We start from the raw sequence: 22,245 nt of genomic DNA on the forward strand, positions 1-22,245 counted from the left end.
TGGGGCGAGTTCCATGAACGGTGCGACTTTGACGCGGGCGGATCTTTGCGAAGCCGTCCATGAAGAGGTGGGCCTGACCCGGCAGGATTGCGCGGGTCTGGTTGAGCGCACCCTGGACCTGGTGGCCGACGCCCTGGAGAAGGGCGAGACGGTCAAGCTGTCCGGCTTCGGCGTGTTTCAGGTCCGCTCCAAGCGCGCCCGCATGGGCCGCAATCCCAAGACGGGCGAGCCCGCCGAGATCGAGCCGCGCCGCGTGATCGGCTTCCGCGCCTCGCAAGTCATGAAGGCGCGGGTCGAACGCGCCTTGGCGAAGTAGGAGCCGCACGGTGGCGAAGGGTCCAAACGCCTTCCGCACCATTTCCGAAGCGGCCGACGCGCTGGGCGTGCCTCAGCACGTGCTGCGCTTTTGGGAAACCAAGTTCTCGTTCATCCGCCCGATGAAACGGGCCGGCGGCCGCCGGTTCTATCGGCCGCAGGATATCGCCGTGCTGAACGGCGTGCGCGCGCTGCTGCACGACGAGGGCTACACCATCAAGGGCGTGCAGAAGCTGCACAAGGACCTCGGCGTCAAACGCCTGCTCGAAGCCGGGCAGGGCGGCGGCGTATCGCCGATCGAGGGCGCGGCTATCGAGTCGGTGGATCTGAGCTCCGACAGCCGTGACCGGCTGAGCTTCGCCCTGGATGACCTGAACGCCGTGAAGGCGCGTCTGGACGCGCTTCTGAAGCACTGAATCCAGCGCTTTCAAATCCTGATAATTTGGCGATTGCGGGACCGGGGGGCGGCGCCTATAAGGGCGCTCCTTCCCGCGTCGGAGCGTGGCGCAGCCTGGTAGCGCACTTGACTGGGGGTCAAGGGGTCGCAGGTTCGAATCCTGTCGCTCCGACCAGCGGGAAGGATTTCTCCTCTTACTTGAAGCCGAAGCGGCCCTTGTCCATCCAGGTGAGCAAGGGAATGATCGGCACGCCCCAGCCCAGGCCGACCACCACGAAATAGACGAGGTGGACGAAGCGGTTGTCCGGCAGGATCGCGAAGATCGCCAGGGCCAGCACCACGTAGAAGAACAGGAAGACCATCAGCGCCAGGCTGCCGACGGCTTTGCGGATACGTGGGTTCATTTGCGAGGCGCCAGGCTGAGGAAGGCCAGCAGCACGATCGCTCCGAGGGTGGAGACGATCAGGCTGCCGAAGAAGCCGCTGAACGGAATGTGCAGCGAGCGGACGAGGAAGGCGCCGACGAACGACCCGACGACGCCGACGATGAGGTTCATGAACAGGCCCAGGCGGCGATTCAACACGCGCTCGGCGATCCATCCGGCGGCGATGCCGATGATCACGGCGGCGAAGATGTCGACTCCCTGCACGCGGGCCTCCCTTGATAGCCGGTGTTGCGCCACGGACGGTCGGCGCCGTCAAGGCCGGTGGGGGCGGGGGTGGACGCCGGCGAGCTTAGCCCTTAGGCATGCGAGCCGAGTAAAGCCTTGCCTCACTTAGGCCAAATAAGGACGTGACATCGCCGCGATGACGTCATTCCTGCGTTCAGATCGTTCCCGGCCGGTCGCCATCTGGCTGTTCGCCGTCGCCTTCCTGGTGTTCGCCATGGTCGTGGTGGGCGGCGTCACGCGCCTGACCGACTCCGGCCTGTCCATCACCCAGTGGAAACCGATCAGCGGCGCCATTCCGCCCTTGACCGAAGAGGGCTGGGCGCGCGAGTTCGCGGGCTATCAGCAGATCCCCCAGTACAAGCTGGTCAATCCCGACATGACGGTCGACAGCTTCAAGTCGATCTTCTGGTGGGAGTGGGGCCATCGACTGCTGGGCCGCCTGATCGGCCTGGTCTTCGCCGTGCCGCTCGTCGTCTTCGCCGTGCGCCGTGAGCTTCCCAAGCGTCTGGTGCTGCGTTGCTGGGCGATGCTGGTCCTGGGCGGCCTTCAGGGCGCAGTGGGCTGGTGGATGGTGTCCAGCGGCCTGTCGGAGCGTGTGTCGGTGGCGCCTGAGCGCCTGACGGTTCACCTCGGGCTGGCGCTGGCGCTGTTCGTGATGCTGCTGTGGACGGGCCTGGACGCCTGGACCGGCGCACCCCGTCTGGAGGATCGCAGCAAGTGGCGGCCCTGGTCGCTGGCCTTCCTGGGCGCGGTGTTCTTCCAGTGCCTGCTGGGCGCCCTCGTGGCCGGCGGGGATGCGGGGCTGGTCTATAACGACTGGCCGCTGATGAACGGCTCGTTCTTCCCGGCGGAGTACGCGGGCACGGGCCTGTGGAACACCATCGCCCACAGCCAGGGTGCGGTTCAGCTGCATCACCGCCTGTTCGCCTACGCGCTGTTCGTCGCCGGCATCGCGGTGGGCGTCATGGCTGTGCGGGTGCGCGTGCTGTCCAGTGAGGCGCGCGCCCTGGGTGTAGCGGCGGCTGTCGTGGTGACGCTGCAAGCCGCGTTGGGCGTGGCTACCCTGATGGCTGGCGTGCCCGTGTGGCTTGGGGCGCTGCACCAAGCGGGCGCCGTCGCCCTGCTGGCGGTGGCGACGGCCCTGGCCTGGCGGGTTCGCCGGGTCTAGGCCCTGAACGCCCCCCAAGGGCCGGTGATCGCCAGGGTCAGGCCGGGCGAGTAGATGTTCACGAACAGGGTCTGGCCGTCGGGCGAGAAGCAGGCGCCGGCAAGCTCCGCGTTGCCGTCATAGACGTTGCGACCAATCACATAGGCCTTGCCGTCGGGGGTGAGGCCCTTGAGGTGGTTGCGCTTGGTCAGGGAATAGCGGTCCTCGCACAGGATCAGGTGACCCCAGGGCGCGACGGCCAGGTTGTCGGCGTAGTCTAGGACCTTGGTGTCGGTGCTTTCGACGAAGATCTGCAGCTTGCCGGGGGCGTCGGCCTCGCCCGGTTGGCCCTCATGTTCGCTGGGAACATAGCGCATGACCTGGCCGGCCTTGATGGTTCCGCCTGAGGTGCAGGTGAAGTAGAGCTCGCCCTTGCCGAAGAACACGCCTTCACCCCGCGCGAACACCGCCGCGCCAGCGGCATGGCCGCGGTCCTTCAGGTCGTCGTGAGGATTGTCGACGCCATCCATGTCGATCCAGCGGACGTTGCGCCATTCGCCCTGGGGCAGGGCGGCGGTCTTCCAGTTGCGGGTGTCGAAGCCGGCGTCCTGCAGCGCCAGGGCCTGCAGCCGCCCGCCCTTGGACAGGTCGGCGCGGTCGAGGGGCAAGAAGCGGTAGAACAGGCTGTCGTCCTCGTCCTCGGTCAAATAGACGACGCCCGTCCGGGGATCGACGCAGGCAGCCTCGTGACGAAAGCGGCCCAGGGCGGTCAGGGGCTTGGGATCGGTCAGGCAGCGGCTGGCCGACGGCACCTCGAACACATAGCCGTGGTCCTTGGTCCCGCCGTCGCCGGCGCGGGCGGTGTTCTCCTCGCAGGTCAGCCACGAGCCCCACGGCGTGACCCCGCCGGCGCAGTTGGTGCTGGTGCCCACCAGGCTTAGATGCTGGCTGACGGTCTGGCGGCTGCGCATGTCATAAACGACGGTGGTGACGCCGCCGGGCAGGGGGCGTCCATCGGACAGATGGTCGTATGCCTTACCCTCGCCGCAAGTCGCGGCCAGCCGGCCGCCCTTGCCGAAGGGGCCCTTGTTGACGTCGCCGGGCTTCAGTTCGTGGTTGCGGACCAGGGCGACCTGATCGCCGCCGAGCGCGAAGCAGCCCATGCCGTCGAACTTCCCCGGAACGAGGAAGCCGTCGTTCATCGCTTCTCCCGCCTGGGAGATCACCCGATAGGAAAAGCCGGAGGGCAGGTCGAAGACGCCCTTGGGGTCGGCGATCAGAGGGCCATAGCCCTCAACCTGGTTCAATGACTGTTCGGCCGCCCAGACATCCGACCGCATGGCGACCCCGGCGAAAGCCAGGCCGGCTGCGGAGGCAAGGACAGAGCGGCGCGAAAGGGTCATGGCGGTCCTGGTGTTCCAGCTTGCTAAAGCTGAGCCTATAGCCGCCGAGTATGACAGCGCCATGGATTTCCCTGAGTGTATTAGGTATTATAATACCGCATCGCTGAAGTCCTTGCGGCGCAAGGGTTTGGCGGGTTTTGTGCGATTAGTTTGTTGACAGGCCTCGCACCCTCGCGTATTCGCCGCGCCTCACGCCGAGGGACCGCATCTAGCGGGGTTTCGGCCTCAAGCTATTTACGGATCAGTCCCATGCAAAAGACCACGGCTTCGCTGAAGCCCGCCGAGGTCGAGAAGAAGTGGATCGTGGTCGACGCCCAGGACGCCGTTGTCGGTCGTCTGGCTTCGTTCATCGCCATGCGTCTTCGCGGCAAGCATCGTCCCGACTACACCCCGCACGTTGACTGCGGCGACTTCGTCGTCGTCATCAACGCCGACAAGGTGAAGTTCACGGGCCGTAAGCTCGAGCAGAAGATCTACTACCGCCACACCGGTCACCCGGGCGGCGTGAAGGAAATCACCGCCGGAAAGCAACTGGCTGGCCGTTTCCCGGAACGCGTTCTGGAAAAGGCCGTCGAGCGCATGCTGCCGAAGGAAAGCCCGCTGGCTCGCAAGCAGATGACGCACCTGCGCATCTACAACGCCGGTGAACACCCGCACGAGGCGCAAAGCCCCGAAACGATCGCGTTCGCCTCGCTGAACGCCAAGAACACCCGGAGCAACTAAGCCATGACCGATACGCAAGGCTTTGAGGCTCTGGCGAGCCTGTCGAGCAACCCGGAAGCCGCTGCTCCGGCCGAGCCGCAGATCGACCAGTACGGCCGCGCTTACGCCACCGGCAAGCGCAAGAACGCCGTCGCCCGCGTCTGGATCAAGCCGGGCACCGGCAAGATCACGATCAACGGCCGTGACCAAGAGATCTACTTCGCGCGCCCCGTGCTGCGCATGATGATCGCCCAGCCCCTGCAGATCGCTGATCGCCTGGGCCAGTTCGACATCATCGTCTCGGTCAACGGTTCGGGCCTATCGGGCCAGGCCGGCGCCGTGCGTCACGGCCTGTCCAAGGCTCTGACCTATTACGAGCCGGCCCTGCGCGCCGTCCTGAAGCCGCACGGCTTCCTGACCCGCGACAGCCGCGTCGTCGAGCGTAAGAAGTACGGCAAGGCCAAGGCCCGCCGTAGCTTCCAGTTCTCGAAGCGCTAAAACTCGCGCGGATACTCCGCGTTTGGATGGGGCGCTTCGGGAAACCGGAGCGCCCTTTCTCTTTGGGCTGAACTCTACGACAGGGGAGGGCGCGCATGGCCCCCAAGGTCTTCATCGACGGCGAAGCCGGCACCACCGGCCTCCAGATCCGCGAGCGGCTGGTCGGCCGCACGGACATCCAGCTGATCTCCATCGATCCGGAGCGCCGCAAGGACGCGGCCGCGCGCGCCGAGATGCTGAACAGCGCCGACGCGGTGATCCTGTGCCTGCCCGACGACGCGGCCAAGGAAGCCGTCTCGCTGATCACCAATCCCGAGGTGAAGGTCATCGACGCCTCGACCGCCTACCGCACGGCGGAAGGGTGGGCCTACGGCTTCGCCGAGATGTCGAAGGAGCAGCGCAAGAAGATCGCCGCCTCCAAGCGGGTGTCGAACCCTGGCTGCTATCCCACCGGCGCCATCGGCCTGATCCGGCCGCTGGTCTGCGCCGATATCCTGCCGGCCGAGTATCCGATCTCGATCAACGCCGTGTCGGGCTATTCCGGCGGCGGCAAGGCGATGATCGCCGACTTCGAGGACGCCTCGTCCGAGAACTACACGCACGACGCCTACCGCATCTACGCCATGGGCATGGGCCACAAGCACGTGCCGGAAATCCAGACCCACGGCGGCCTGTTCACGCGCCCGATCTTCGCCCCGGCCGTGGGCCGCTACGCCCAGGGCATGCTGGTCGAGGTGCCGCTGCACCTGTCTCTGCTGCCGGGCGCCGCCAGCCTGGCCTCCATCCATAAGGCGCTGAGCGACCACTATGCCGGCGAGCGGTTCGTGGAAGTCGCGTCGCTGGACGAGGCCAAGAACCTGAAGACCCTCGACCCCGAGGGCCTGAACGGCACCAACCGCATGAAGCTCTTCGTGTTCGGCTCCGACACCATTGGTCAGGCGCGGCTCGTGGCCCTGCTCGACAACCTGGGCAAGGGCGCTTCCGGCGCGGCGGTCCAGAACCTCAACATCATGCTCGGCCTGGACGAAGGCGCGGGGCTGTAGGGGGGGGCGCGCCACTCTCCGTCTTCGCCCGACTTGTTCGGGCGACCCATGCCGTAGATTGTCAGGCATGGTCACGCGGGACGGCGTTATCGCCACCTACATCATGGTGAGCCAGAAGAACGGAACGCTGTACATAGGCGTTAGGCTGATCTCGCGCGACGAGCCTATGAGCACCGCGAGAGTCTTATGGACGGCTTCACCTCGCGCTACGGCGTGAAGCGCCTCGTTTGGTACGAGGTCCACGATCGTATGACTGAGGTCATCCGACGCGAGAAACGGCTCAAGAAGTACCCGCGCGCCTGGAAGATCAATCTAATCGAATAGATGAACCCTGATTGGGCCGACCTGTATCTAAGGCTCAATCAGTGACTGTCACGGAATGGGTCGCCCGAACAAGTCGGGCGAAGACGGAGTTTTGAGACTTCTAAGCCTTTAACTCCGCACCTGTACATATGTACCAGGCGCGTCTTCCAGCGGGGCGAGCGGACCCGTCGCCGGATCGCGCGCCGGAATGAGCTTGCCCGAGCGCTCCTTGAGCCAGACCGCCCAGTGCGGCCACCAGGAGCCGGCGTGCTCCTCCGCCTCGGCGATCCAGCCGTCCACGGCGCCGGGCAGGTGGGCGTTGGTCCAGTGCTGGTACTTGTTGGCGTCTGGGTGATTGATGACCCCGGCGATATGACCCGAGCCGGCCATGGTGAAGGTGGTCGGGCCGCCGTAGCAGCGCGCGCCGCGATAGACGCTGCGGAACGGGGCGATGTGGTCCTCCTTGGAGGATTGCACGTAGATCGGCGTCTCGACCTTCGACAGGTCTAGCATCTCGCCGCCCAGCTCCAGCTCGCCGCGCGCCAGGGCGTTCCGCTGGTAGAAGTTGCGCAGGTAGAATAGGTGCAGGGCCTTGGGCATCCGCGTCTGGTCGGCGTTCCAGAACAGCAGGTCGAAGGGCTTGGGCTCCTTGCCCAGCAGGTAGTTGCTGACGAAGAACGACCAGATCAGGTCGTTGCCGCGCAGGGCGTTGAAGGTGTCGGCCATGGACTGGCTGGACAGGAAGCCGCCGTCGGCGTCCATCCGCGCCTCGATCTCCTTCAGCCAGGTCTCGTCGGTGAACAACAGCAGGTCGCCGGCCTCGGCGAAGTCGGCCTGGGCGGCGAAGAAGGTGGCCGAATTGATCCGCTTGTCGCCCTTGGCCGCCATGTGGGCGAGGGCGCAGGCCAGCAGGGTGCCGCCGATGCAGTAGCCGACGGTGTTGATGCGATCGACGCCGCACTGCTTCATGGCCTGGGCGGTGGCGTCATAGACGCCCTCGAACATGTAGTCCTCGAAGGTCTTGGCCGCGAGCGTGGCGTCCGGATTGACCCAGGAGGCGACGAAGACGGTGAAGCCCTGGGACGTCAGCCAGCGGATCATCGAGTTCTCGGGCCGCAGGTCGAGGATGTAGTACTTGTTGATCCACGGCGGGAAGATCAGCAGCGGAATCTCGTGGACCTGATCGGTCGTGGGCGAGAACTGCAGCAGCTGCAGGATGTCGTTCTGATAGACGACCTTGCCCGGGGCGGTGGCGACGTTCACGCCGACCTTGAACTTCTCCAGATCGGTCTGGCTGATGGCCAGCTGGCCGCCGCCGCGCTCCAGATCGGCGGCGAAGTTCTCCATGCCCCGCACCAGGCTCTCGCCCTGGGTCTCCACCGCCGCGCGCATGGCGGCCGGGTTGGAGAACAGGAAGTTCGACGGCGAGAAGGCGTCGGTCAGCATCTTGGTGAAGAACTCGACCCGGCGCTTGGCGGCGGGGTCCACGTCCTCGACCCCCGAGACCAGGCTGTTCAGCCAGTTGGCGCTGAGCAGATAGGACTGCTTCATCAGGTCGAACATCGGATGCTCGGACCAGTCGGGATCGTTGAAGCGCTTGTCGCCCTTGGCCGGGGCCACGACGGGTTGCGCTGGCTCGCCCGCGATGCGCTGGGCGGCGCTGCGCCACAGCTCCAGATACTGGGTGAACAGGTCGGCCTGGGCCCGCATGACGCGATCCGGCTGGGCGGCCAGGCGGCCCATGACCTCGGTCAGGGCGGGGGCGACATGAAAAGGATCGGGGCTGAGGGCGGCTGGGCGGTCGGCCTGACGCAGGGCGGCCTCGGCGATGGCGCCCTGGGCGGTCATGGCCGCCTTGGCCAGGTTCAGGGATAGGGTCTCCATCGCCTTTCGCTGCTCGGGCGTCATCAGGGCGTAGAAGTCGGCGGCCGGGTTTTCGCCAACCGGGGGAATTTCGGCCTTAGGCGCCTCGACCTTGGGCGCTTCGGCCTGAGCCTTGGGAGGGGTCTTGGGCTTGGCCGTCTTCGGCGCGGCCTTTGGTTTGGCGGTTTTGCGCGTCGGAGCGTCGTCGGCCATGGTCGTCTCTCCCGTCGCGGTGCTTTCCGGCGTCAACAGAACGCACTCGCCCTTTCGTTCGTTACGATCATCGCATAAGAGCGAAGACGATATGAACGCCACAAAGCGGATTTTTGACCAGACGATTCGAGGGGCCGCGGGCATCGCGGTTCTGGCGATGGTTTCTGGCTGCGCCATGCCGAAGGTCACGAGCGCTTCCTCGCCCCTGGCGCAGGAAGCCGCGCGCGTCGCCGCCGAGCCGGGCGAGTATCCCAACGTCGCCGATATCCCCAAGGCGCCGACCGACGTCCGTGGTGCGGGCGAATGGCGTGCCGCCGTCCAGAATTCAGAAGCCGCCGGCCGTCGGGTCACCGCCGAAACCGGGCCGGAAACCTTCACCCTGAAGGAGACCGAGAGCTACGCCGCCTCGGGTCGCCGCGCCGCGACCCCGCCGCCGGCCGTCACCACGCCCGCCGATACGGCGGCCTTTGTGCGCGCAGCACGCGAGCGAGCTACACCGCCTCCGTCCCCGCGCTGACCCTCAGCGCTTCGGCGGAGGCAAAATCTTCTCGCAACCTGCTTGGCTAGGCCCCGCTGGGGGTCTATCCATGCGCGACTTTCGCTCCCGCCGCGCCCGGATGGCGCATTGAGCTCTTCATGACGACCGATTTCCACCGTATCCGCCGCCTTCCGCCGTACGTGTTCGAGGAGGTAAACAAGATCAAGGCGCGCCTGCGCGCCGAAGGCACCGACATTATCGACTTCGGCATGGGCAATCCCGACATGCCGACGCCGCGTCACATCGTCGACAAGCTGGTCGAGACGACCACCGATCCCAAGGCCGGCCGCTATTCGGCGTCCAAGGGCATTCCGGGCCTGCGCAAGGCCATGGCCAACTATTACGGCCGCCGCTTCGGGGTGAAGCTGGATCCGAGCACGGAGGTCATCGCGACTCTCGGCTCCAAGGAAGGCTTCGCGAACCTGGCCAACGCCCTGACGGCCCCGGGCGACGTGATCATCTGCCCGAACCCGGCCTATCCGATCCACGCCTTCGGCTTCATCATGGCCGGCGGGGTGATCCGCCATGTGCCGGCCCTGTCGCCGGAGGAGTACCTGGCGGGCGTCAGCCGCGCGGTGAAGCATTCCGCGCCGCCGCCCAGCGTCCTGATCCTGTCCTACCCGTCGAACCCGACGGCCCAGTGGGTGGATTTGGACTTCTACAAGGACGCCGTCGCCCTGGCGAAGAAGCACGACCTGCTCGTGATCTCCGACGTGGCCTATGGCGAGATCTATTTCGACAACAACCCGCCGCCGTCGGTGCTGCAGGTCGATGGCGCCAAGGACATCGCGGTCGAGGTCAACAGCCTGTCCAAGACCTACGCCATGGCCGGCTGGCGCGTCGGCATGGTGGTCGGCAACGCCCGCATCTGCGCGGCGCTGGCGCGGGTGAAGTCGTATCTGGACTATGGCGCGTTCACGCCGATCCAGGTGGCGGCGGCCGCGGCGCTGAACGGCCCGCAGGACTGCGTCGACGAGATCCGCGCGATCTATAAGAGCCGCCGCGACACGCTCGTTTCGTCGATGAAGCGCGCGGGCTGGGATATTCCGAGCCCGCCGGCCTCGATGTTCGCCTGGGCCAAGATCCCCGAGCAGTATCGCGAAGCCGGCTCGATGCTGTTCTCCAAGCTGCTGATCGAGGAGGCCGGCGTCGCCGTGGCTCCCGGCGTCGGCTTCGGTGAATACGGCGAGGGCTATGTGCGCATCGGTCTCGTCGAGAACGAGCACCGCATCCGTCAAGCCGCGCGCAACGTGAAGAAGTTCCTCGGGAACTCCGACGAAATCCTGGGCCGGGCGCACAACGCCATGGCCGCCCAATAAGCCTGGGGAACGAGTATGACTGACAAGACCTGGCGCGTTGGCGTCGCGGGCCTGGGCACCGTGGGCGCGGGCCTGCTGCAATTCCTGAACGACAAGCCGGGCTACGCTCCGGCTGGCGGCAAGGCCGTGGTGACGGCGGTGTCGGCGCGTTCGCGCACCCGTCCGCGCCCGGTCGACATCTCCAGCCTGACCTGGTTCGACGATCCGGTTGCCCTGGCGGGTTCGTCCGACATCGACGTCTTTGTCGAGCTGGTCGGCGGCTCCGACGGCCCGGCCAAGGCGGCGGTCGAGACGGCGCTGAAGGCCGGCAAGCCCGTCGTCACCGCCAACAAGGCCCTGATCGCCGAGCATGGCGCGGAGCTGGCCGCCCTGGCGGAGGCCAACAATGTCCCGCTGCTGTTCGAGGCGGCGGTCATGGGCGGCGTGCCGGCCGTGAAGATGGTCCGCGAGGCCCTGGTCGGCGAAGAGCTGAAGAGCATCGCCGGCATCCTGAACGGCACCTGCAACTACATCCTGACCGAGATGGAGGCCGCCGGCCGCACCTTCGGCGACGTCCTCGCCGAGGCGCAGCGCCTGGGCTACGCCGAGGCCGACCCGACCATGGATGTGGGCGGCTTCGACGCCGGCCACAAGATCACCATCCTGGCGGCCCTGGCCTTCGGCTGCGCGCCCAACTTCGCCGCCGCCGAGATCGAGGGCATCGACAAGGTCGATCTTCTGGACATCCGTCTGGCCAAGGATCTGGGTTACCGCATCAAGCTGATCGCCTCGGTGGAGAAGGGCGAGGAGGGCGTGTCGGTGCGGGTCCACCCGTCGCTGACGCCGCTGAGCCACCCGATGGCGCAGGCCAACGGCGCGCTGAACGCTCTTTTCCTGGAAGGTTCGCGCATCGGGCGCATCTTCTTGCAGGGGCCCGGCGCCGGCGCTGGTCCGACCGCCGCCGCCGTGGCCGCCGACATCGCCGATGTGATGACCGGCGCGGTGCGTCCGGTGTTCCAGGCCCCGGCCGGAACGCTGGAGCCGTTCGTCGCCGTCGACGCCAGCCACCGCTTCGAGAAGGCCTATGTGCGCATCCTGGTGAAGGATCAGCCGGGTGTGATCGCCGCGGTTTCCGAGACCCTGGCCGAGTGCGGGGTATCCATCGACAGCTTCCTGCAAAAGCCTGTTGAGGATGCAGGCGGTGTTCCGATCGTGCTCATCAGCCATGCGGCGTCGGAGGCTTCCGTTACGGAAGCGATAAACCGCATCGAAAGGCTGCCGGCTGTGCTAGAGCGTCCGCGCCACTTGCGCATCGCGCGCATCTGATAACCGCCAGGATAGGCGGAGGCAGCCCACGCAGGGCAGGAGACGTCTTTTCATGAGTTCCAATCCTCTGGATCGCAATCTGGTCCTGGATGCGGTTCACGTGACCGAGGCCGCGGCCATCGCGTCCTGGGGCATGGTTGGCCGCGGCGACGAGAAGGCGGCCGACCAGGCCGCCGTCGACGCCATGCGCAATGCGCTGAACGAACTGAACATCGACGGCGAGATCGTGATCGGCGAGGGCGAGCGCGACGAGGCGCCGATGCTCTATATCGGCGAGAAGGTGGGACGCGGCGGCGCGGCGATCGATATCGCCCTTGATCCGCTGGAAGGCACAACCCTGGCCGCCAAGGCCATGCCGAACGCCCTGGCTGTGATGGCCTGGGCGCCCAAGGGCACGCTGCTGAACGCGCCCGATACCTATATGGACAAGATCGCCTGCGGTCCGGGCCTGCCGGCCGGGGTCATCGATCTGGACGCCTCGCCCGCCGACAACGTCAAAGCCGTGGCCAAGGCCAAGGGCGTCGATCCGACCCAGATCACCGTCTGCGTCCTGGACCGCCCGCGTCACGCCGAGATCATCGCCAGCGTTCGCGGCGTCGGCGCGCGGGTCTATCTGATCACCGACGGCGACGTGGCGGGGGTGATCAACACCGCCGATCCGGCCACCGGCGTCGATCTGTACATCGGTCAGGGCGGCGCCCCGGAAGGCGTTCTAGCCTGCGCGGCGCTGAAGTGCGTGGGCGGCCAGTTCCAGGGGCGCCTGATGTTCCGCAACGCCGACGAGCGCGCCCGCGCCGCGCGCTGGGGCATCACCGACCTGGAGAAGAAGTACGACCTGCACGAGATCGTCCGCGCCGACGCCATCTTCGCCGCCACGGGCGTGACGCCGGGAGCGCTGCTCGACGGCGTCGTGTTCAAGGACGGCATGGTTCACACCCATACGCTGGTGATGGATTCCGCCACCGGCGAAGTGCGTGAAGTGCGCCTACGACGCAAAGCCTGAGCTCTTTCGACGCTCTCTACTTACCGGCGATGCGGGCCTATCTTGTCCGGATGATTCCTTGCGGACAGGGCGGTCTTCGCCATGGGTGAGCCGGCTGAGACCATCGAGCCGGCCATGGACGCCTTTCTCGGCGTCACCCGGTCGCTGACCGGGCGCATCTGGCGTGAGCGGCCGGCGGACGCCGCCGCCGCACGCTCGCATCAACTGAAGATGGGGCTGTCGGAGCCGCTGGCGCGGGCCATCGCCGCGCGGGGCGTGGGGATCGACACCCTCGACAGCTTCCTGTCGCCGACCCTGAAGGCGCTGTTTCCCGATCCGTCCTGCTTCACCGACATGGATCGGGCGGCGGAGATCCTGATCGACGCCGTGGTGGATGGTCGGCGCACCGTGGTGTTCGCCGACTATGACGTGGACGGCGCCAGCAGCGCCGCCCAGCTGGTCCGCTGGTTCCGGGCCATGGGGCGGGAACTGGCGATCTATGTTCCCGACCGCATGAAGGAGGGCTACGGCCCCAGCCCCGCCGCCTTCCGCCGTCTGCGGGAGGAGGGGGCCGATCTCGTCGTCACCGTCGATTGCGGCGCGGCGGCCTATGACGCCATCAACTACGCGGCCGAGATCGGGCTGGAGGTGGTGGTGATCGACCACCACCTGATGCGCGACGACCCGCCCAAGGCCGCCGCCGTGGTCAATCCGAACCGGCCGGGCTGCGTGTCGGGGCAAGGGGTGCTGGCGGCGGCGGGGGTGACCTTCGTCCTGCTGGCCGCCCTGAACCGCGAAGCCCGCAAGCGCGGCCTGTTCGCCGACCGGGCCGAGCCCGACATCCGCCAATGGCTGGACCTGGCCGCCCTGGGCGCCGTCTGCGACGTGACGCAGCTGGTCGGCTTCAACCGCGCCCTGACGGCCCAGGGCCTCAAGGTGATGTCCGGCTGGGCAAATCCCGGGCTGAAGGCCCTGCTGGACGTGGCCAAGGGCACGGGGCCGGCGACGACCTTCCATGCCGGCTTCATCCTGGGGCCGCGCATCAATGCCGGGGGGCGCATCGGCCGCTCAGACCTGGGCACGCGCCTGCTGTCCACCGACGATCCGGTCGAGGCCGCCGCCCTGGCCGCCGAACTCGACGCCCTGAACGCCGAGCGCAAGGACGTGGAGCGCGAGGTCATCGACCAGGCGGTGCTGGTCATCGAACGCGACAGCAACTTCGATCCCGAAGCGCCGGTGATCGTGGTGGCGGGCGACGACTGGCATCCCGGCGTCATCGGCATCGTGGCCGGACGGCTGCGGGAGCGTTACCGTAAGCCGGTCGTGGTGATCGGCGTCGATCGCGCCGCCGATGTCGGCAAGGGCTCCGGCCGTTCGCAGAGCGGCATGAACCTGGGCAAGGCGATCCAGGGCGCCTATGAGGCCGGCCTGCTGATGGCGGGTGGCGGGCACGCCATGGCGGCCGGCCTGACCATGCGGCCGGCCCTGATCCCAGAGCTGCGGGCGTTCCTGGAAGAGAAGCTGGCGGTGGAGCGCGAAGCGGCTGGCGACGAGCCGTTGGACATCGACGCCCTGATCCGGCCCGGCGCTGCGGACCGCGCTCTGCTCAACGAGTTTCAGGCTTTGGCCCCGTTCGGGCCGGGCAATCCCGAGCCGATGTTCGCCTTGTCGGGTGTCCGCGTCGATCGGCCCATGGCCATGCGCGGCGGGCACCTGCGCTGCACCCTGGTGGACGCCAACGGCGCCAAGCTGAAGGCCGTGGCCTGGCGTTGCGAGGAGACGGATCTGGGCCGCCGGCTGCTTTCCGGCGAAGGTTCTCTGCATGTGGCCGGACGCCTGAAGCCCGATGACTATATGGGCCGCGAGGGGGTCCAGCTGGAGATCGAGGACGCCTACGATCCCCGTATCCGGACCGCCTGAATTTTCTGGATTAAGGGGTTGCGCCCCAAAAATGAGGCGGCTATATCCCCGGCTCCTCGCCGCGGTCCCTTCGTCTATCGGTTAGGACACCAGATTTTCAATCTGGGAAGAGGGGTTCGATTCCCCTAGGGACTGCCACGAGGCCTCTGACAGCGCCGCGAGATTTTCGCGTCGAAATGTCACGTCTTCGAAACATTAAGGCGTAATTGCGCCAAATCTGGTTGACGGTCGCCCGCCGTCGATAACACTGTTTCCCTGCGCGCCTGTCCAAGGAGGGCTTTGGGGACAGGCCAGAGGGGCGAATGTCTGGTTTTGATTTCGAGGGGGCTGGCGCGCACGAAGAAGCGGTGCGCATCAGCGGGAAGATCAAGTGGTTCGACGCAGGCAAGGGATACGGTTTCATCGTTCCCGATGACCCCGGCCAAACCGGTCTGCGCGACGTGCTTTTGCACATCACTTCATTGCGCAACAGCGGACGTGAGGCGGCGCCGGAAGGCTCGATGATCGTCTGTGACGTGATCAAGCGGCCCAAGGGCTGGCAGGTGTCCGAGGTCGTCGATCTCGATGAAAGCACCGCCGCCCCGGTCCAGGAGCGTCCGCGCAGGGCTTTCGACGATTCTGAGGGCCACGGGGGTGGGTTCCGTCGGGATCGTGGAGACGGTTATGACCGCGGTCGCAGCGGGGGCTTTTCGTCCCCGCCGCCGCGTCGTCCGGCCGGCCCGCGTGGTCCGCTGGAGCGGGCCAAGGTGAAGTGGTTCAACCGCACCAAGGGCTATGGTTTCGTCGTCCGAGACGGTGAGCCGGGCGACATCTTCGTGCATATCGAGACCCTGCGCCGCAGCGGGTTGGAGGATCTCCAGCCCGGCGACGACGTCATGGTCCGGTTCGCCGAGGGCCCCAAGGGTCTCGTGGTCGCCGAGATCGAGGGTTCGGGCTACGCCTGACCTGGACGCGCGGCGGGCGATCACGCCCGCCGCGCGTTCCACGCATTTGAACTTTTCCACGTCCAAGCAGGCGTTTCGTTTGCGGCGCAGCGATGTGCGTGGCAAGAACGCGCCCACCGATGTCGGGGTGTGGCGCAGCCTGGTAGCGCATCTGTTTTGGGAGCAGAGGGTCGCAGGTTCGAATCCTGCCGCCCCGACCATCGGGAAGACGGAGACTAGTTCAATGCTCGCGCGCATCTTCCGCCCCGCCAAGACGGCCATGCAGTCTGGCAAGGCCAAGACCAAGGATTGGGTGCTGGAGTTCGCCCCGGCCTCGGCCCGCAAGGCTGACCCGCTGATGGGCTGGACGCAGTCGACCGACATGGACGGCCAGGTGCGCCTGAAGTTCGAGAACCGCGATGAGGCCGTGGCCTATGCTCAGAAGCACGGCCTGCCGTTCCAGCTGATCGAGCCGAAGACGCCCAAGCGCATCATCAAGGCCTACGCCGACAATTTCGCGACCAACCGCAAGTTCCCCTGGACGCACTGATTTTTCTGGATGCGCCGGCGCTGCGCCCGCATCCTCAAGCGCGCGGCTTCGCTCCCGTAGCTCAGCTGGATAGAGCATCTGCCTTCTAAGCAGACGGTCGCAGGTTCGAATCCTGCCGGGGGCGCCACGGCCGCGCGAACGCGTCTGTAAGGGAAGCGGATATGGCCAAGCTCGTCTTTGGAATGAACCAGTCCCTGGACGGCTATGTCGACCACATGGCGTTCGCGCCCAGCGTTGGGCTCTTTCGCCACTTCATCAAGGAAGCCCAGGGGCAGGTCGGCAGCCTCTACGGCCGCAAGATCTACGAGATCATGAGCTACTGGGATGAGGATCATCCTGAGTGGGATGCGGATCGGCGCGCCTTCGCGACCGCGTGGCGCAGCCAGCACAAATGGGTGGTTTCACGCTCGCTGACCTCCGTCGGTCCCAACGCCACGCTAGTCGACGGCGATCTGGAGACCGCGATCCGTACGCTGAAGGCCGAGCGCGAGGGGGAGATCGAGGTCGCCGGTCCGGACCTGGCGCGAAGCCTCACTGACCTCGGCCTGATCGATGAGTACCGGATCTATCTGCATCCCGTGGTTCTGGGGCGGGGCACGCCATACTTCGCCGGCCCGCGACCGCCGCTGCGGCTTACCGGCAGCGATCCGATGGGCGACGACGTGATCCGACTGACTTACGTTCCAGCGTCCTGAGGCTCAGCCTGGACTTGGGCCTCACGCGAGCGCCGCTCGCTGGGCGTCTCGAAGCGGCCCGCCCAGACGCCAAGCCTGGCCTCCTGGGCGTCGTTCTCGTTGTCGGCGTACTGACCCTCGAAATCGGCGGCCCAGCCGTTCGTCACCTGCGCCAGGTTCAAGGATCCCAGGTCCGACTCGCAATGGCCGGTATCGCCCTGACAGGGCGTGTCGGACACGTAGCAGACGCCAAGCCACCGCCCGTTGGTCGGCGGCGGTCCTTCGGGGCGGCAGGCGACCTGACGGCCGCCGATCAGCTTTTCCAGATGCGCACGGGAGGCCTCGCCGCAGGCCCAGGCCTTGCCGTTCTTGTCCTCGCAGGTCTGCGCCAGCTCAGGGGCCTCGATGGTCCACAGGTCCGCCTCCACGCCATTGATCTTCAGCGTGTCGCCATCGATGACCTGCGCGCGGCCAAAGAGGTCGGCGCGCGTGTCGGCGCGATCATCTGTGGCGGCTTCGGGCGAGACGAGTTCCGGTACGTGATCTGTGGAGTTGAGCGCGTATTTGAGCGCGTCAGCCTCCTTGATCGGGTGCACCTTTGGCCGGGCCTGTTCATAGGCGACGGCCCCAAGCGCCACGACGCCGGCAACGGCCGCGAGCGCCAGCCAGGTTTTGGAGATCGGCATCAGCGCACCTTTTGGAAATACGGAGCCGGCGAGCGCGTCACGCCCTCGTCGGGGACAAAGCCGGTCCAGCGGGTCAGCAGTTTGCCGTCCGTTTTCGACAGGATGAAGAGCGAGGTTCCGGGCTTGTAGACCTCGACCCCGAAGCGATTGCCCGCGGACGGCGGCGGGTAGCTGAGGAAGCGTACCTCAAGGCCTTGAGGGGAGGGGCTGAGGGTGCAGCTGAAGGCCTCCTGGGTCTGGAAACCGTCTCCCGCGAACGCGCAGGCGCCATCCTTCAGGGTCAGCCGCCAGGTGACCAGGATGGGCGAGCCCCCGGCCGTGCGGCCGCCATCATGTGTATATGTATAGGTCCCGTTCCATTCCGACGCCGGCGAGGTCGCCCCCAGGAGGAGCGCCGAGGCGGCGGATATCAGACTGAACATGAAGCACGCCTTGCTGCGGAAGGTGTTGGTTCAACGCCGAACAACCTTGCAGGCTCAAGGAGCGATGCCAATCAAATCCGCCGGCCTTATTCGATCGGCGGGCTTTGCGTCGCCTCGGGCATGGTCTGGACGACCTTCATCTTCCTGGCCGCGCCATAGAAGGTGTGGCGGCCGATCTGGGTGATGCGGGGCAGGACGGCGGCCCAGGACGGGCTGACATAGTCGGCGTGGAAGCTGAGAGCGCCGCGGACTTCATGCCCCGCTTCGCCGGCCATGACGGCGTCGGCGACCTTGCGCGCCTTGCGCCAGGCGGCGCCGTGCGGAGGCGAGGCCAGCATGGCCCCGTTGCAGGCGAAGCTGAACTGACAGCCTCGGCGCGGCGCGCCCTGGAAGACCACTTCGCAGACCGACTTGGGATAGCGTGGACTGCGCACGCGGTTCATGACCACGGCGGCGATGGCGGCCTGTCCGGCCTCGCTCTCACCGCGCGCCTCGTAATAGACGGCCTGGGCCAGGCACTCGCGCTCGCCGCCGGACATGGCGGTGCGGACCTGGCGCAGGATGGCGCTGTCCATGGGGCGGCCGATGAAGTCCTCGTCCGTCAGGCGGCGCAGGCGCGGCCCGTCGCCCAGGCGTCCCCGAAGCATCGGATCAGCGGCGACGGATTCAGCCAGGGTCTGGGGCGGCGAGATGTAGGTGCAGCCAGCGATCCCACAGAGGGCGGCCAGCCCGGCCAGGGCGGGGACGACGGATCGGGTGCGGACGTAGGCGACGGCCACGATCTTCGTCCCCCTAAAGTCCCTTAGCCCCAACCCATGTCGTCGATGCGGGAATCAGGCCCGTACACCGCGATCAGGTTGACGTGATGCTCCGCCGTGCCGTCGGCGATGTCGAGATAGAAGTTCTCGATGGAGCGGGCGTAGACGCCCACCTCCGCCTTGATGGCTTCGGCCATGATGTAGCCGACCATGGCGGCCTTGGCGGCCAGATCACGATCATGGGTCGGCATGCGCTGCGCCGCGAAGTCCAGGAAATAGGCCTGGCGCGAGATGATGTCGTTGATGGCGTCGCCCGGCTCGATCCCCGCGCTCGACGCGTACTGGAAGCCGATGATGACGTCGTAGGCCTTCTCCACCGCCTGGGCGAAGGTGAGGTGCTTGTAGTTGGCGAAGAAGAAGTCGCGGCCTTCGCCAGCCAGGCCGAGGTTGGCCGAGAAGTTGATGTAGCGGTTCTCGAGGCTGAAGCGGCGATAATAGCCGTCGTTCAGGTCGGTCAGATTGGCTGACGAGTTGACCAGCCAATCCAGGCCGGGGCCGGTCGGGGTCAGGCCCGTGTAAAACTGATAGGCGCCCAGGGCGACCGAGGTGGTGTCCTTGGTCACGTCGAACATCTGCCAGGCGACCTGACGCGGGGTCCAGCCGTCGATGGCGACCGCCGTGGTGACCAGGGCCGCGGTCTTCTGCAGCTCCAGCGTCAGGGTGTTGACGCGCAGGGCGTTCTTGAACGCGGTCTCGGCGTTTCTTGTGTTGATACTGTAAGTGGCCAAGAGGCGTCCTCGGATGCGGGTGTTCGCCCGATGAGTGACGGTCCCTGTACCGCAAGATCGTCGTGATAAGGTTTACGCGCATCCCGTAGAGCTACGGGTGCGCGCATGCGCCGCGCTTCAGAAGCTGGCGGCGTAGACGTCCAGAGCCTGACGCAGATCGGCGATCAGGTCGTCCGGTCCTTCGAGGCCGACGTGCAGGCGAATGAGCGGCCCGCCGAGCTCCAGGTTCGGGCGGCTGGAGCGGACCTGCGGATCACAATGGATCGCCAGGCTCTCGTATCCGCCCCAGGAGAAGCCGAGGCCGAACAGTTCCAGCGCATCGAGGAACGCCAGCACAGCCTTGTTGGACGAGGGGCGCAGGACCGCGCCGAACAGACCGCAGGCGCCGGTGAAGTCGCGCTTCCACAAGGCGTGGCCAGGATCGCTTTCCAGCCCCGGATGCAGGACGCGCAGCACCTCCGGCTGGCGTTCAAGCCAGTGGGCGACCACCAGGCCGCTGTGGCCATGGCGGTCGAGACGGGTCTTGAGGGTGCGCAAGCCGCGCACCGCCAGATAGGCGTCGTCGGCCGAGACGCCCCAGCCGGCGTTGGTGAAGCCGGCCTTCAGCAGGCGGCCGAGTTCTGGATCCACGGTGGCTGCGGAGCCCATCAGCAGGTCCGAATGACCGCCGATGTACTTGGTCAGGGCCTGGACGCTGATGTCGACGCCATGGGCCAGCGGCTTGAACAGCAGGCCGGCGGCCCAGGTGTTGTCGATCATGGTCAGGACGCCGCGCGCCTTGGCGGCCGCCGCGATGGCTGAAATGTCCTGCATCTCGAAGGTCAGGGAGCCGGGAGCCTCAAGCAGGATCAAGCGGGTCCGCGGCTGGACCAGGGCCATGAGCGCGTCGGCGGTCAAGCCAGGGTCATAGTAGCGGGTGGTGACGCCGAAGCGGGCCAGCTGATCGCCGGCGAAGCGGCGGGTGGGCTTGTAGACGCTGTCGACCACCAGGATGTCGTCACCAGCTTTCAGCAGCGCCATCAGCGGCGCGGTGACCGCCGCCAGGCCAGAGGGATAAAGCTGGACGTCACGGGCGCCTTCCAAAGCGCACAGGCCTTCGACCAGGGCGTCGTGCGAGGCGAAGCCTTCGAGGCCGTAGGTCTTCTGTCCGTCGTCATAGAGCGAAGCCGCGTCGGGCATCAGCACCGTCGAGCCACGCTGAACGGGCGGGTTCACGGTGCGGGCAAGGTCGCCAATTTTGGCGCCGGCGCGGATCAGACGGGTTTCTTCATCCATTTGGGTTGACGTACTCGGCCATACAAACTTGAAACAGCGAGGCGTCATATCGCCTTGCCGGTCAAGGACGAAGGAGCAGTTTCGTGTCCCACCGCGTAGTCGTCGTCTCGATGCTGCTGGCCCTGACAGCGGGCGCCTGCGAGCGAGCGGCGAAGACGCCGGCGCCGGGACCGGGCAAGGAGTTGCCGGTCTCCTCAGACCTCGCCGCCAAGAGCGAAACCCTGCGCGCGGTCGTGGCGCGGGGCCGCCTGAACTGCGGCGTCGATCAGGAGCTTTCCGGCTTTTCCTTCAAGGACAATCGCGGCGTCTGGCGCGGCTTCTCGGTCGACCTGTGCCGCGCGGTGGCCGCGGCGGCGATCGGCGACGGCAATGCGGTCAACTTCGTGCCGGTCACGGCCGACAACCGCATCGAGCTTCTGCGCACTGGCAAGATCGACCTGCTGACCCGCAGCACCAGCTGGACCTATAGCCGGGACGCCGGCGAGGGTGTCGATTTCGCGGGCGTCGCCTACTACGACGGCCAAGGCTTTCTCGCCCGCAAATCCCTGAACCTGCAAAGCGCGCTGGAATTGAACGGCGCGCGGGTCTGCGTGCAGTCCGGCTCGACCAGCCAGAACAACCTCGCGGACTATTTCCGCGCCAACGGCCTGACCTATACGGCGGTGCCCGCCACCTCGAACGAGAAGGCGCGCGAGATCTACCAGACCGAGGGCTGCGACGTGCTGAGCGCCGACATTTCGGCCCTGGCGTCGGCGCGGTCGGTGGCCAGCAATCCGTCCCAGCACGTGATCCTGCCGGACGTGATCTCCAAGGAGCCCCTGGCCCTGGCGGTGCGGCAGAACGATCCGGCCTGGACCGATCTGGTGCGCTGGACCCTGAACGCCCTGATCCTGGCGGAAGAACTGGGCGTGACCTCCAAGAACGTCGGCGAACTGGCCGAGGATTCCGCCGTGCCGGAAGTTCGCCGCCTACTGGGTGTCGAGGCGGGCTATGGCGGCAAGGTCGGGCTGGACGACGCCTTCGCCTTCCGCGCCATCCAGGCTGTCGGCAACTATGGCGAGGTGTTCCGCCGCAACGTCGGCACGGACTTGCCGCTGCGGCTGGAGCGGGGCCTGAACGCGCTGTGGAACGCGCCGCAGCCAGGACTGCTGTACGCCGCCCCGTTCCGCTAGAGCGGGCGTCTAACTCCCTCCTTCTCCCTCGATGGAAAAGGGGGGCGTGATTCATCGTCCCCCCGGGAGAATCCCGAAAGGTTGGAAGGGCGGCGGAGCGGCCTGACCTGCGTCAGGCGATGGGACTTTGGAGTGCCAGGTTCGACGCAGGTCGTTCCGCTCCGCGCGATCGTGTCTGGGGGCTCCTCAGAGGACTACAGATCTCCGAGCAAAGGCCCTGACGGGCGGGCCTCCTCCAGCGAGGAGGTCCCGGACCGCGCGGACGCCGGGGTTCCACGCCTGCGACATCCGACAGGGCCAATGAGGCTCGCCCGCCGAAGCGCTTCCCGCTCGATCACATCCCCGCCACGGCCGGCGCTGGCCGAGCGCCCTTCCGTGT

General features: G+C 66.8%; 25 protein-coding genes and 4 tRNA genes. 20 read left to right on the forward strand and 9 right to left on the reverse strand.

Translation table 11 applies throughout. From position 1 onward, the window contains the following. Nucleotides 1–13: 13 nt before the first annotated feature. From ABOZ73_RS18520 to ABOZ73_RS18530, 3 genes are all read left to right on the forward strand, one after another. Entirely contained in the window at nucleotides 14–316 is a 303-nt protein-coding gene (locus ABOZ73_RS18520; RefSeq protein WP_369059574.1) for an integration host factor subunit alpha, read from the forward strand. A 10-nt stretch (nucleotides 317–326) separates the two neighbouring features. Further along, entirely contained in the window at nucleotides 327–731 is a 405-nt protein-coding gene (locus ABOZ73_RS18525) for a MerR family transcriptional regulator (RefSeq protein ID WP_369059575.1), read from the forward strand. A 79-nt stretch (nucleotides 732–810) separates the two neighbouring features. Then, a tRNA-Pro gene (locus ABOZ73_RS18530) sits at nucleotides 811–887 on the forward strand. A 19-nt stretch (nucleotides 888–906) separates the two neighbouring features. Here the strand turns inward: ABOZ73_RS18530 and ABOZ73_RS18535 are convergent. Together ABOZ73_RS18535 and ABOZ73_RS18540 are read right to left on the reverse strand one after the other, a co-directional pair. Beyond that, a complete protein-coding gene (locus ABOZ73_RS18535) occupies nucleotides 907–1,116 on the reverse strand; it encodes a DUF2842 domain-containing protein (protein ID WP_369059576.1) in 210 nt (69 codons plus the stop codon). Then, nucleotides 1,113–1,361 (reverse strand): GlsB/YeaQ/YmgE family stress response membrane protein, encoded by a 249-nt coding sequence (locus tag ABOZ73_RS18540; RefSeq protein WP_369059577.1) that lies wholly within the window; start codon nucleotides 1,359–1,361, stop codon nucleotides 1,113–1,115. Before ABOZ73_RS18540 ends, ABOZ73_RS18535 begins: the two co-directional genes overlap by 4 nt. Nucleotides 1,362–1,518: 157 nt before the next feature. Here ABOZ73_RS18540 and ABOZ73_RS18545 point away from each other — a divergent pair, with 157 nt between their 5' ends. After that, complete coding sequence (locus ABOZ73_RS18545) at nucleotides 1,519–2,550, forward strand: COX15/CtaA family protein (protein WP_369059578.1); 1,032 nt, start codon at nucleotides 1,519–1,521, stop codon at nucleotides 2,548–2,550. On the opposite strand, the gene ABOZ73_RS18550 is transcribed toward ABOZ73_RS18545, so the two are convergent. Next, a complete protein-coding gene (locus ABOZ73_RS18550) occupies nucleotides 2,547–3,932 on the reverse strand; it encodes an alkaline phosphatase PhoX (RefSeq protein ID WP_369059579.1) in 1,386 nt (461 codons plus the stop codon). The two genes, ABOZ73_RS18545 and ABOZ73_RS18550, sit on opposite strands and share 4 nt — an antisense overlap. A gap of 249 nt (nucleotides 3,933–4,181) precedes the next feature. Here ABOZ73_RS18550 and rplM point away from each other — a divergent pair, with 249 nt between their 5' ends. The 4 genes from rplM to ABOZ73_RS18570 all read left to right on the forward strand — a co-directional run bounded on the left by rplM (nucleotide 4,182) and on the right by ABOZ73_RS18570 (nucleotide 6,499). Continuing rightward, nucleotides 4,182–4,655, forward strand: coding sequence for a 50S ribosomal protein L13 (rplM, locus tag ABOZ73_RS18555; protein WP_369059580.1), 474 nt, complete (start codon nucleotides 4,182–4,184; stop codon nucleotides 4,653–4,655). Nucleotides 4,656–4,658: 3 nt separating this feature from the next. After that, nucleotides 4,659–5,132 (forward strand): 30S ribosomal protein S9, encoded by a 474-nt coding sequence (rpsI, locus tag ABOZ73_RS18560; RefSeq protein ID WP_369059581.1) that lies wholly within the window; start codon nucleotides 4,659–4,661, stop codon nucleotides 5,130–5,132. Nucleotides 5,133–5,227: 95 nt separating this feature from the next. Beyond that, nucleotides 5,228–6,175, forward strand: a complete 948-nt coding sequence (gene argC, locus ABOZ73_RS18565) for an N-acetyl-gamma-glutamyl-phosphate reductase (RefSeq protein WP_369059582.1) — start codon at nucleotides 5,228–5,230, stop codon at nucleotides 6,173–6,175. Between the two features lie 186 nt (nucleotides 6,176–6,361). After that, complete coding sequence (locus ABOZ73_RS18570; RefSeq protein ID WP_369059583.1) at nucleotides 6,362–6,499, forward strand: hypothetical protein; 138 nt, start codon at nucleotides 6,362–6,364, stop codon at nucleotides 6,497–6,499. Between the two features lie 108 nt (nucleotides 6,500–6,607). Here the strand turns inward: ABOZ73_RS18570 and phaC are convergent, their stop codons facing one another. Continuing rightward, nucleotides 6,608–8,554, reverse strand: coding sequence for a class I poly(R)-hydroxyalkanoic acid synthase (gene phaC / locus ABOZ73_RS18575; protein ID WP_369059584.1), 1,947 nt, complete (start codon nucleotides 8,552–8,554; stop codon nucleotides 6,608–6,610). 175 nt (nucleotides 8,555–8,729) lie between these two features. Here phaC and ABOZ73_RS18580 point away from each other — a divergent pair, with 175 nt between their 5' ends. The 11 genes from ABOZ73_RS18580 (at nucleotide 8,730) to ABOZ73_RS18630 (ending at nucleotide 16,786) form a co-directional block, all read left to right on the forward strand. Then, nucleotides 8,730–9,071, forward strand: a complete 342-nt coding sequence (locus ABOZ73_RS18580; protein ID WP_369059585.1) for a hypothetical protein — start codon at nucleotides 8,730–8,732, stop codon at nucleotides 9,069–9,071. A 119-nt stretch (nucleotides 9,072–9,190) separates the two neighbouring features. Continuing rightward, nucleotides 9,191–10,411, forward strand: coding sequence for an LL-diaminopimelate aminotransferase (locus ABOZ73_RS18585; protein ID WP_369059586.1), 1,221 nt, complete (start codon nucleotides 9,191–9,193; stop codon nucleotides 10,409–10,411). Nucleotides 10,412–10,426: 15 nt separating this feature from the next. Continuing rightward, entirely contained in the window at nucleotides 10,427–11,716 is a 1,290-nt protein-coding gene (locus ABOZ73_RS18590) for a homoserine dehydrogenase (RefSeq protein ID WP_369059587.1), read from the forward strand. A 52-nt stretch (nucleotides 11,717–11,768) separates the two neighbouring features. Further along, nucleotides 11,769–12,719 carry a class II fructose-bisphosphatase gene (glpX, locus tag ABOZ73_RS18595; protein ID WP_369059588.1) on the forward strand — a complete coding sequence of 317 codons (951 nt, stop codon included), beginning with the start codon at nucleotides 11,769–11,771 and terminating at the stop codon, nucleotides 12,717–12,719. A gap of 81 nt (nucleotides 12,720–12,800) precedes the next feature. Beyond that, nucleotides 12,801–14,618 carry a single-stranded-DNA-specific exonuclease RecJ gene (gene recJ / locus ABOZ73_RS18600; protein ID WP_369059589.1) on the forward strand — a complete coding sequence of 606 codons (1,818 nt, stop codon included), beginning with the start codon at nucleotides 12,801–12,803 and terminating at the stop codon, nucleotides 14,616–14,618. 63 nt (nucleotides 14,619–14,681) lie between these two features. Beyond that, nucleotides 14,682–14,756: transfer RNA gene (locus ABOZ73_RS18605), tRNA-Glu, on the forward strand. 164 nt (nucleotides 14,757–14,920) lie between these two features. Next, a complete protein-coding gene (locus ABOZ73_RS18610; protein ID WP_369059590.1) occupies nucleotides 14,921–15,562 on the forward strand; it encodes a cold-shock protein in 642 nt (213 codons plus the stop codon). A gap of 123 nt (nucleotides 15,563–15,685) precedes the next feature. After that, nucleotides 15,686–15,762: transfer RNA gene (locus ABOZ73_RS18615), tRNA-Pro, on the forward strand. 23 nt (nucleotides 15,763–15,785) lie between these two features. Then, a complete protein-coding gene (locus tag ABOZ73_RS18620; RefSeq protein ID WP_369059591.1) occupies nucleotides 15,786–16,091 on the forward strand; it encodes an ETC complex I subunit in 306 nt (101 codons plus the stop codon). 50 nt (nucleotides 16,092–16,141) lie between these two features. After that, nucleotides 16,142–16,218, forward strand: a tRNA-Arg gene (locus ABOZ73_RS18625). A gap of 34 nt (nucleotides 16,219–16,252) precedes the next feature. Further along, entirely contained in the window at nucleotides 16,253–16,786 is a 534-nt protein-coding gene (locus tag ABOZ73_RS18630) for a dihydrofolate reductase family protein (RefSeq protein WP_369059592.1), read from the forward strand. Here the strand turns inward: ABOZ73_RS18630 and ABOZ73_RS18635 are convergent. The 5 genes from ABOZ73_RS18635 to metC all read right to left on the reverse strand — a co-directional run bounded on the left by ABOZ73_RS18635 (nucleotide 16,768) and on the right by metC (nucleotide 20,694). Next, nucleotides 16,768–17,451, reverse strand: coding sequence for a thermonuclease family protein (locus ABOZ73_RS18635; protein ID WP_369059593.1), 684 nt, complete (start codon nucleotides 17,449–17,451; stop codon nucleotides 16,768–16,770). The two genes, ABOZ73_RS18630 and ABOZ73_RS18635, sit on opposite strands and share 19 nt — an antisense overlap. Next, complete coding sequence (locus tag ABOZ73_RS18640; protein WP_369059594.1) at nucleotides 17,451–17,873, reverse strand: DUF5991 domain-containing protein; 423 nt, start codon at nucleotides 17,871–17,873, stop codon at nucleotides 17,451–17,453. Before ABOZ73_RS18640 ends, ABOZ73_RS18635 begins: the two co-directional genes overlap by 1 nt. An 86-nt stretch (nucleotides 17,874–17,959) precedes the next feature. Continuing rightward, nucleotides 17,960–18,652 (reverse strand): cell wall hydrolase, encoded by a 693-nt coding sequence (locus tag ABOZ73_RS18645; protein ID WP_369059595.1) that lies wholly within the window; start codon nucleotides 18,650–18,652, stop codon nucleotides 17,960–17,962. Between the two features lie 23 nt (nucleotides 18,653–18,675). Further along, on the reverse strand, nucleotides 18,676–19,419 hold the full coding sequence (locus ABOZ73_RS18650; RefSeq protein WP_369059596.1) for a hypothetical protein: 744 nt from the start codon (nucleotides 19,417–19,419) through the stop codon (nucleotides 18,676–18,678). A 117-nt stretch (nucleotides 19,420–19,536) separates the two neighbouring features. Then, nucleotides 19,537–20,694 carry a cystathionine beta-lyase gene (metC, locus tag ABOZ73_RS18655; RefSeq protein WP_369059597.1) on the reverse strand — a complete coding sequence of 386 codons (1,158 nt, stop codon included), beginning with the start codon at nucleotides 20,692–20,694 and terminating at the stop codon, nucleotides 19,537–19,539. Between the two features lie 83 nt (nucleotides 20,695–20,777). On the opposite strand from metC, the gene ABOZ73_RS18660 reads away from it, so the two are divergent. Further along, nucleotides 20,778–21,866, forward strand: a complete 1,089-nt coding sequence (locus ABOZ73_RS18660; RefSeq protein ID WP_369059598.1) for an amino acid ABC transporter substrate-binding protein — start codon at nucleotides 20,778–20,780, stop codon at nucleotides 21,864–21,866. The last annotated feature ends 379 nt before the right edge of the window (nucleotides 21,867–22,245 follow it).

Origin of the sequence: Caulobacter sp. 73W (assembly GCF_041021955.1) — a bacterium.
Taxonomy (GTDB): Bacteria; Pseudomonadota; Alphaproteobacteria; order Caulobacterales; family Caulobacteraceae; genus Caulobacter.